Annotated in this window: 7 protein-coding genes; 5 read left to right on the forward strand and 2 right to left on the reverse strand. The window is 45.4% G+C overall.

The annotated features are described in order from the left end of the window. The 3 genes from DEF30_RS06875 to DEF30_RS06885 all read left to right on the forward strand — a co-directional run. A partial coding sequence (locus DEF30_RS06875; RefSeq protein ID WP_294097575.1) for an SLC13 family permease occupies positions 1–927 on the forward strand: 927 nt, incomplete at its 5' end. A gap of 134 nt (positions 928–1,061) precedes the next feature. Further along, the gene (locus tag DEF30_RS06880) at positions 1,062–2,513 is read left to right on the forward strand and encodes an AbgT family transporter (RefSeq protein ID WP_294097576.1); all 1,452 of its coding nucleotides are present in this window, start codon (positions 1,062–1,064) and stop codon (positions 2,511–2,513) included. A 9-nt stretch (positions 2,514–2,522) separates the two neighbouring features. Beyond that, positions 2,523–3,854, forward strand: coding sequence for a M20/M25/M40 family metallo-hydrolase (locus tag DEF30_RS06885; RefSeq protein WP_294097577.1), 1,332 nt, complete (start codon positions 2,523–2,525; stop codon positions 3,852–3,854). A gap of 72 nt (positions 3,855–3,926) precedes the next feature. On the opposite strand, the gene DEF30_RS06890 is transcribed toward DEF30_RS06885, so the two are convergent. Further along, entirely contained in the window at positions 3,927–4,880 is a 954-nt protein-coding gene (locus DEF30_RS06890; RefSeq protein ID WP_294097578.1) for a DegV family protein, read from the reverse strand. Between the two features lie 210 nt (positions 4,881–5,090). Between DEF30_RS06890 and DEF30_RS06895 the strand changes: the two genes are divergently transcribed. Continuing rightward, entirely contained in the window at positions 5,091–6,821 is a 1,731-nt protein-coding gene (locus DEF30_RS06895) for an ABC transporter ATP-binding protein (RefSeq protein ID WP_294097580.1), read from the forward strand. Beyond that, positions 6,822–8,678 (forward strand): ABC transporter ATP-binding protein, encoded by a 1,857-nt coding sequence (locus DEF30_RS06900; protein WP_294097582.1) that lies wholly within the window; start codon positions 6,822–6,824, stop codon positions 8,676–8,678. A gap of 121 nt (positions 8,679–8,799) precedes the next feature. On the opposite strand, the gene DEF30_RS06905 is transcribed toward DEF30_RS06900, so the two are convergent. Further along, a complete protein-coding gene (locus tag DEF30_RS06905) occupies positions 8,800–8,958 on the reverse strand; it encodes a zinc-ribbon domain-containing protein (protein ID WP_074912212.1) in 159 nt (52 codons plus the stop codon). Positions 8,959–9,153: the final 195 nt, after the last annotated feature.

The following is a 9,153-nucleotide window of genomic DNA, read 5'->3' on the forward strand; positions in this document are numbered from 1 at the left end:
GCTCCGGTAGCGCTGACCATCTGTAAAAAGCTCAATGTATCACCTGTTTCCAGTATCATTGCCATCTCTGTAGCTTCCAACCTGCAGGGGGCGGCAACGCTTGTGGGAGACACCACATCGATCCTTCTAGCTGGTCATCTGGATATGAACTTCTTTGACTTTTTCTTCTATCAAGGAAAAATGGGATTGTTCTTTATCGTGCAGATAGGTGCCATTGCGTCAACGCTGATGCTCCTATGGATCTTCCGTAAAGAAAAGCAGCCGGTGACGGCATTGGAGAAAACTGTCGTGACAGACTATTTTCCCTCTGTGCTGCTCATTCTCATGGTCCTTCTGCTCATTGTAGCGTCTTTCATCCCCAATACTCCGCGTACCATCAACGGTATCATCTGTATGACGCTCTTTGTGGTGGGGATGATCCGTGCGCTGGTTGTAAAGCATGATGAGAAGACCGTAGCCAATGCAGTCCGGGAGATTGACTATGTAACGCTTCTTCTTCTTTCAGGACTTTTCATCGTGGTCGGTGGTATCACAGAAGTGGGTGTTATTGACGACATTGCTGCCCTCTTCATTAAGATTGCCGGAGACAATCTGTTTATTGTATATACACTGATTGTCTGGTTCTCTGTCCTGGTATCTGCCTTCATTGATAATATCATCTATACTGCTACCATGCTTCCTGTCATAGGCGGTATTGGAGCACTCATCGGAGGAGACATCACGGTGCTCTACTTTGGCCTCATCATCGGTGCTACCTTAGGTGGGAACCTTACTCCCATCGGTGCTTCAGCAAACATTGCAGGTATTGGTATTCTCACAAAGCAGGGGTATGAAGTGAAAACCAAGGATTTCACCTCCATTGGTGTGCCGTTCACCCTCATTGCTGTAACAACAGGATATATTCTGACGTGGTTCCTGTTTGCATAAGTATTCACTTTTTAAAGATCCTTCGGGGTCTTTTTCTTTGCGATTATTTTGGCAGGACGCTTTGTTGAAGTGAAATAATCGGGATTTTTGTGATAAAATTTTACTAAGATCATACGTAGAAAGAGGTGGAATTTATGCAGCAAAGACGAGGTGTAGCCCTTTCCAAGAAATCATTCTTTTCTTCCGTCACCATTTTAGGGATCCTCATGTTTCTTTCAGGAGTCCTCACGAGAGTGCTTCCTTCAGGGTCCTACGAGAGGATTCTGGAAGATGGCCGTGAAAAAATAGTGCCAGGATCCTTTTCGGTATTGGAACGTCCGGAGTACCCTTTATACAGATGGATTACGGCGCCTTTAGAGGTCCTTTTTGGAGAAGATCAGGTGACCATCCTTGTGATTATCCTGTTTTTGCTGCTCATTGGCGCATCGTTCCGGGTGCTGGATGAAAGCGGACTTCTGCGCTACATCATGGAGACCCTGGTGGCGAAATATGAGAAGCGGAAGTATGTGCTCATGGGACTTCTCATTCTTTTCTTCATGTCCTTTGGCTCCTTTTTCGGGATTTTTGAGGAGCTCATCGTTCTGGTGCCCATGGCTGTGACACTATCCTACTCCTTTGGATGGGATTCACTTGTAGGTCTTGGCATCAGCGCCATGGCGTCGGGATTCGGATTTGCGGCAGCCATCCTCAATCCCTTTACTCTGGGGGTATCTCAAAAGATTGCAGGACTCCCGGCATTTTCAGGAAGCCTTTACAGACTGCTTATCTTTTCTGTCATCTACTGCATTTTGTATGGGTATCTTTATCTCTATGCGAAACGCATTGAGAAAAATCCCTCCTTCTCTATGGTGTATGAAGAAGACCGGGCGCTGAAAGAAAGATTCACCCATTTTGAAGAGCCCATATCCACCAAAAATAAAAATCTTGGGAGAGTTGTAAAGATTTACGGCTATTTCATTCTTTCCATGGTGATGGTCATTGCTTTGGGATTCTTTATCCCAGTTTTATCGGCAGCGGCGCTGCCTCTGGTGGCTGTGATTTTTCTGGTGGCGTCTGTAACCGCTGGAATTTTAAGTGAGTACAAGTCATTTCAAGGGATGCTGAAAGATCTTGCCAAAGGCTTTAGTTCGATGTTGCCCGCAGTGCTCCTGATCCTTATGGCTATGTCCATCAAGCATATTATGACAAAGGGGATGGTGATGGATTCGGTGCTCTACTATGCTTCAGAGAGGCTGTCTGGCCTTAGTCCCAATATGGCTGTGCTTGGTCTTTACCTTCTCATTCTGATGCTGGATTTCTTCATCGGGTCCGGATCAGCAAAAGCATTTCTGGTGATGCCGATTCTTTTGCCCCTGACGGATCTTCTGCAGGTCACAAGGCAAACGGCAGTCCAGGCGTTCTTGTTTGGAGATGGTTTTTCAAACCTTCTTTTTCCAACGAATCCGACACTCATGATCGCACTGGGATTGACAGTGGTCAGTTACCCCAAATGGATCCGATGGTCCATTAAGATTCAAGGCATTATTTTTATTGTGACGCTGATGTTTTTGTTCTTGGCCAATGCATTTCAGTATGGCCCGTTTTAGGAGAGTTTTATGAGAAATTTGGATGATGCGGTGAAAAGTCTTCAGACAGCGGTACAGTTCAGGACCATTTCTGGCATGGATATGGAGCAGGTGGATTTTAAACCATTCGAGGATTTTCTTTCACATCTCAAGGAAACATACATGGAAGTGTACCGAAAAGCTGAAGTTACATGGATCAATAAGTACAGTCCTGTTTTCCATTTGCAAGGGAAAAGTGAAGAAGAGCCAGTACTGCTTCTTGGACATTATGATGTGGTGCCCGTTGCAGATGGTACAGAAGAGGACTGGTTGAGTGCCCCTTTTGATGGAGAGGTCATGGATGGATACCTGTATGGACGAGGCACCTTAGATGATAAAAATCAGGTGATTTCTATTCTGGAAGCGTTGGAAAATCTTATTCAGGAAGGATATGAGCCCGCGCGGGATATTTACCTAGCCTTCGGATTTGATGAAGAAGTGGGAGGCGGCCTTGGGGCTAAAGAGGTTGCAGCCCACTTTAGAGAAAAAAACTTGAGATTCTTTATGGTGCTGGATGAAGGTGGTGCAGTCATGGAGGATGTTCTGGAAGGGGTGACAGTACCATTGGCCCTGGTGGGCGTTGCAGAGAAAGGGTCTTCCATGATCAAAGTGACAGCAAAGGGGGAAGGGGGACACTCTTCCATGCCACCAGAGTTTCTGGTGACGGAAGTTCTTGGTAAAGCGCTTCTTACCATTGCCAGCCAGCCCATGGAAGCAAGACTGACAGGAGCTGTGGAGGCGATGTTTCAAGGGATGGGTCCTCACATGGGATGGAAAGGCAAACTTCTAGGGAGTATCAGAACGAGCTTTCCTCTGGTAAGAAAGACCTTGGAAAAAACACCAGCGCTTCATGCGCTCATAAGAACAACCATTACCCCAACGGTGATCCGGGCTGGAAATGCATATAATGTCATTCCCCAGGAAGCTTCTATGATCCTCAATGCGAGAATCCTACCAGGAGACACCACCGAGGATGTTCTTCGCCATCTGAAGAAGATCCATGAAGGACTTCCGGTTCAGTACCAGTATCTTGTGAAGGAAGAGGCTTCCAAAGTCACGGACCATGAAGGAGAAGCTTTTTCTTTACTAAAAGATCTCATTCACTCCGTTTATGAGGATGCGGTGGTTCTGCCTTATCTCATGGCTGGTGGAACAGACAGCAGAAAATATGAGGAGCTTTCAGATAACATTTTGAGATTCAGTGCAGTGAGGATGAAGAATGAGGATCTCAAGAGAATTCATGGAACCGATGAACGGATTTCCATGGAGAATCTGGAAAGAATGATGACCTTCTATAGAAATCTCTTTCTTCATTTTTCATAGAAATGTATGATAGAACAGATAAAAAGAGCGGAATCTCTTAGGGGTTCCGCTCTTTTCCTTATTTTACTATGATTATTTTTTCAGTCCAAATTTTTCAAGGAAGGCATCTTTCTTTGCTAGGAGAGCTTCCCATTCATTAAGCAGCAGATTATCTTTTCTGTCTCCAGTTTCCATGAAGAACATGGAAAGGCCGCCAGGACCCACATGGGTTCCGACAGCAACACCCATCTGCATGATATAAATATCTCCAGCAAAACCTGTTTCCTGAAGGAACTTGGTTTTGAGATTCTCTGCATAACTTTTATCAGTGGTGTAGCCTATGATCACAAAGTTTGTAAGATTCTCATCGTTTCTCTTCTTGAACTCTTCCACATAATGGGTGAGGACTTTCTTTCTTCCACGTTCCTTGGCGACGATGGCGCCTTTTGTGTCTTTCATGGACATGATGGGTTTCAGCTTCAGCATTTTGCCGATGAAGGCGCTGGTACTGGAAAGACGACCGCTTCGAAGAAGATGGTTAAGATCATCCACGGTGAGAAAGTGCTTCACGTTTCTTTTGTAGGCTTCATTGAAGTCGATGAGTTCCTGGAAACTTGCTCCCTTTTCTCTCAGCATGGCACTCTTCATTAAAAGCCAGCCACTGCCGTGGCTCATGCAGGTGGAGTCCACCACATGGATCTTCACGGTGGATCCTGGGAACTCTTCATAAAAATAGTCTTTGGCAAGGACTGCAGACTGGTAAGCACCACTGGTACCACTGCTCATACAGATGCAGAGTATTTCTTCCATTCCTTTGTCTTTTGCTTCCTTCATAATATCCAGATAAGACGAGGGACTTGGCATACCAGTAGTCGGTGGTGTTTCCAGATTTTCCATCATACTGTAGAATTCATCCGCCGTAATATCTACCCGGTCTCTATAGGTTTTTCCTTCTATGGTTACAGTTAAAGGGGCAATGCTGATGTCATACTTGTCCAGAATTTCCTGGGATAGATCACAAGTTGAATCTGCCATGATTTTGATCATTTAAATTCCTCCAGTTCAGAATGAGTTTCATTTACCGTTCATTCTGTAAATCCATTCTATTATAAAATAGTTTGACAGATTTTGATACTCTTATTTGCTTTTAATTCTTGTATGGAGTCTGAAGGTTTTGTATCTTCTTAGCTGACACGATAGGAAAATCCTCTGATATAATGGGTGTAGGTTTTGATTGATATCAGATGGGAGATAAACATGAACATATACAAAAGGTATTTTCGTAAATATCGGGTGCTTTTTTTTACAGCCACCACCTTTGTTTTTTTGGAGTCCATGGCTGATCTTCTGCAGCCCACCATCATGGCCCGGATCATCGATGAGGGGGTTCGTGAAAGAAATGTGGAAACAGTGATCGGATATGGTCTTCTTATGCTTTTCATCACGTTTTTGGGGGCGGTCTTTGCCACGGTCCGGAACATTCTGGCTTCCAAAGTTTCTCAAGGGTTTGGCAAGGACCTGAGAGCGGATCTTTTCGAGAAGATCATGAACTTTTCAGAGAGCAGTGCAGACCGGATGGAGAGTGGATCACTCATCACCAGAATGACCAATGATACCGCTCAGGCGGTGCAGTTTGTCAATGGCATGATGCGTATTTTCTTTAAGGCGCCGGTGACGGGGATTGGAAGTATGATTCTTGCTGCAGCTCTCAGCCCAAAACTTTCCATCATTCTCTTTCTCGTTGTAGGCCTTGTGGCAGTTCTTATTTATATCAGTATGAAGATGAGCTATGAGCGCTTTGCGAAGGTCCAGTATGCCATAGATAAGCTGAATCTTGTGATTCAGGAGTATCTTCTTGGGATCCGTCTGGTGAAAGCCTTTGGCAGACAGAACTTCGAGGAAGAAAAGTTTGCCAAGTCCAATGAGGATCTGGAGAAAAAAGGCATCCGTTCTCAGCTGGTCATTGCCTACTTTGCTCCGGTGCTCAGCCTGGTGGTGAGTCTTGGTATTGCGATGGTTCTTTATGCTGGAAGCATTCTTTTCGTCAGGCAGGAGATTGAAGTGGGAAAGGTCGCTGCGTTTATCAGTTATATGACGCAGATTCTCACCTCCATCATCATGATCACCAATATTTTTACCACCTTTGTCCGAACAAAGGCTTCCACAGAGAGAATCCAGGAGATTTTCACGGCAGAGGAAGATGCGGAAGGAGGCACAAAAGAGTTTACGTCCGAAGCCATGTCGGTGGTCTTTGAGAATCTTTCCTTCTCCTATCCATCCGGGAGCGGACTCTACGCACTGGAGAATCTCAGTTTTCGTCTGAATGCGGGAGAGACCCTGGCGGTCATCGGCCCCACTGGATCGGGGAAATCCACGTTGGTTTGGCTGCTCCTTCGGTTTTATGAAGGGAAGGAGGGCAGGATTCTTCTTGATGGCATAGACATCAGGGACTACACAGTGGAACAGGTTCGAAATGCAGTATCCGTTTCTTCCCAGAAGACCATGCTGTTTTCAGGTTCTATTCAGGAGAATATCGCTTGGAGCAGTCCGGAAATGAGTCCTGATAGAGTGGAGCGTGCTGCACAAGCCGCCCAGGCAGAAGATTTTATCCTCTCTATGAAAGAAGGATATGAGAGCAGTATATATCAGGGGGCGGTGAATCTGTCGGGGGGCCAGAAGCAAAGAGTGTCCATTGCACGGGCTCTGGCTAAAGAATCGAAGCTCCTCATTCTGGATGATTCCACATCGGCACTGGACGCTGTGACAGACAGAAAAGTCCGGGAAGCCATAAAGGAGTTTAAGCCCAGAAGAACGACCATACTCATCACCCAGAGAATCGGCACAGCCATGGGGGCGGATAAAATTCTTGTTCTTTCTCAAGGGAAAATGGAGGGCTTCGGCACCCACGGGGATCTGATGAAGAATTCTTCCACCTATAGAGATCTGTATGTGTCTCAAATTGGAGAACTGGATAAGGCGGTGATGTAGATGGAAAAGAATGGAAAAGGACCACAGAATCTCGATCAGATGCCAAAGTTCGGACGCTTTGGCGGCGGTGCAAACCGTTTTGTTCCATCTGAAAAACCAAGAGAATACAAGAAAACCCTCCAGCGGCTTCTGGCGCTTTTCAGAAGATACAGAAAGGCGCTCCTGGGCGCAACGGTCCTAACTCTTCTGGCGTCGTCCTTCTCTTTGGTGGTTCCACTTTATATCGGAAGAGCCATCAATGCTTACGATCTGGAAAAAAACCTCGTGGACACGTCTCTTCTCCAGAGAATGATTCTATATCTTCTGTTCTGCTATGTCATGGTTTGGCTGCTTCAGACTGTGAATGGGGTGCTCATGGCGAAGGTGACTCAGCGTCTGGTGAAGGATCTGAGGGAGAGTTTCTTCAGGAAGCTTCAGAGAATCCCGCTGATCTTCTATGACAGAAGACCCCATGGTGATACCATGAGCCGTATGACCAATGATGTGGACAATATCAGCGGATCCATTGCGCAGACCACCACAGAGCTCATCGCATCCCTCTTCACCTTGGTGGGCTCCCTCATCATGATGCTTTCATTAGATTTCTTGCTGACGCTTCTTGCGCTCATCGCCGTTCCGCTGTTTATAATCCTGACAAAAATTATCTCGAAAAGAAGCAGAACTTACTTCATGCAGCGGCAAAGAGCGCTGGGAGATCTCAGCGGGATTGTAGAGGAGAGCATTACGGGCATGAAAATGGTGAAGGCTTTCAACAGGAAAGAAGAGACACTGAAAGAGTTCAGAAAGGTAAATGAAGATCTGGAAAAAGCTGCAACCAAAGCGCTGATCTGGGCAGGTTTTCTCATGCCTTTCATGGGAGTCATCAGCAATCTTTCTTTTGCACTCATTGCTTTTGCAGGTGGTCTTATGAGCGTGAATGGAACCATCAGTGTCGGCATTGTAGTGAGCTTTCTTACCTATTCCAAACAGTTCGGCAGACCGCTCAACAACATCGCCGGTATGTTCACAAACATTCAGCAGGCGCTGGTGGGAGCGGAGAGAGTTTTTGAGATTCTGGATGAACAGGAAGAAGAGAAAGATGGTAAAGATGCAGTGACCCTAAAGAATCCTAGAGGGGAAATCTCATTTCAGGACGTTTATTTTTCTTATGCCAAGGATAAACCGGTGCTTCAAAGGGTAAGCTTCAAGGTGCATCCAGGGGAAACCATTGCGCTGGTGGGAGAAACTGGGGCGGGAAAAACCACCATCGTGAACCTTATGACCCGGTTTTATGATCTGGAAAAAGGAGCCATCACCTTTGATGGAATGGATCTTAGAACCATTAAGAGAAGAAGTCTCATGGAGAATTTCTCGGTGGTGCTGCAAGATACCTTCCTGTTCACTGGTACCATCCGGGAAAACATCAGATATGCAAGACCTGAGGCCACCGATGAGGAAATTTATCATGCAGCCAGAGTGGCTCATGCGGAGGATTTTATTCTGAAGCTTCCTCAAGGTTATGATACGGAGGTTTCTGGCAGCACGGATACACTTTCCCAAGGGCAGAGGCAGCTATTGGCCATTTCGAGAGCGGTGCTTTCTGATGCACCTGTACTGATTCTGGATGAAGCCACCAGTTCTGTAGATACTAAAACCGAAAAAGAAATTCAGAAAGCCATGGTGAAGCTTCTGAAAAACAGGACAAGTGTCATCATTGCCCACAGACTTTCCACTATAAAAAGTGCGGACAGAATCTATGTCATCGGGGAAGGCAGGATCCTTGAGGAAGGACCACATGAGAAGCTGATGAGGATGAAGGGCCGATATTATGAGATGGTTGTGAGTCAGGTGGGAAATGGTGCAGTATCGGAAGAGTAGAACATAAATTATAAGAAAGGATCTCTCCACGTTTAAGTTCAAAGGGGGATCTTTTTCTTTTATCTCAGCATCTAAGGCGACAAAAAAAGCAGCTGCTTACGCAACTGCTTCATTTATTAGACTATCTTCTGTTGAACTTTTCGTTCTTTCTTGCTCTTCTGCAATCAGGACATCTAACTGGTTCGTTTTCGAATCCCTTTTCCTTGTAGAATTCCTGCTCACCTACGGTGAATACGAATTCGTTGTTGCAGTCTCTGCAAATGATCTTCTTGTCTTCCATGTGTTTTTCCTCCTTAGAACAGTTATACCTAAAATTCTCTGTCGCTAAGGCGAAATTGAAATCTGTGTAATTAACTGTAAATTTGTTTTGCCGTTTCCGACTTGTTTAGTATAGCACACCTTTAAATAAATAGATACCTTTTTTGAAAAATAGTTTTACCATAGTTTTATCAAGTTAATTGCAAAAGTAACTTCC

The organism is Proteiniclasticum sp. (assembly GCF_003514505.1).
GTDB lineage: Bacteria > Bacillota > Clostridia > Clostridiales > Clostridiaceae > Proteiniclasticum.

What these genes read in the sequence shown, in the direction of transcription:
- DEF30_RS06900 (WP_294097582.1), top strand. Translation starts at nt 6,822, where the DNA reads ATGGAAAAGAATGGAAAAGGACCACAGAATCTCGATCAGATGCCAAAG.
- DEF30_RS06890 (WP_294097578.1), bottom strand. Translation starts at nt 4,880, where the DNA reads ATGATCAAAATCATGGCAGATTCAACTTGTGATCTATCCCAGGAAATT.
- DEF30_RS06905 (WP_074912212.1), bottom strand. Translation starts at nt 8,958, where the DNA reads ATGGAAGACAAGAAGATCATTTGCAGAGACTGCAACAACGAATTCGTA.
- DEF30_RS06885 (WP_294097577.1), top strand. Translation starts at nt 2,523, where the DNA reads ATGAGAAATTTGGATGATGCGGTGAAAAGTCTTCAGACAGCGGTACAG.
- DEF30_RS06895 (WP_294097580.1), top strand. Translation starts at nt 5,091, where the DNA reads ATGAACATATACAAAAGGTATTTTCGTAAATATCGGGTGCTTTTTTTT.
- DEF30_RS06880 (WP_294097576.1), top strand. Translation starts at nt 1,062, where the DNA reads ATGCAGCAAAGACGAGGTGTAGCCCTTTCCAAGAAATCATTCTTTTCT.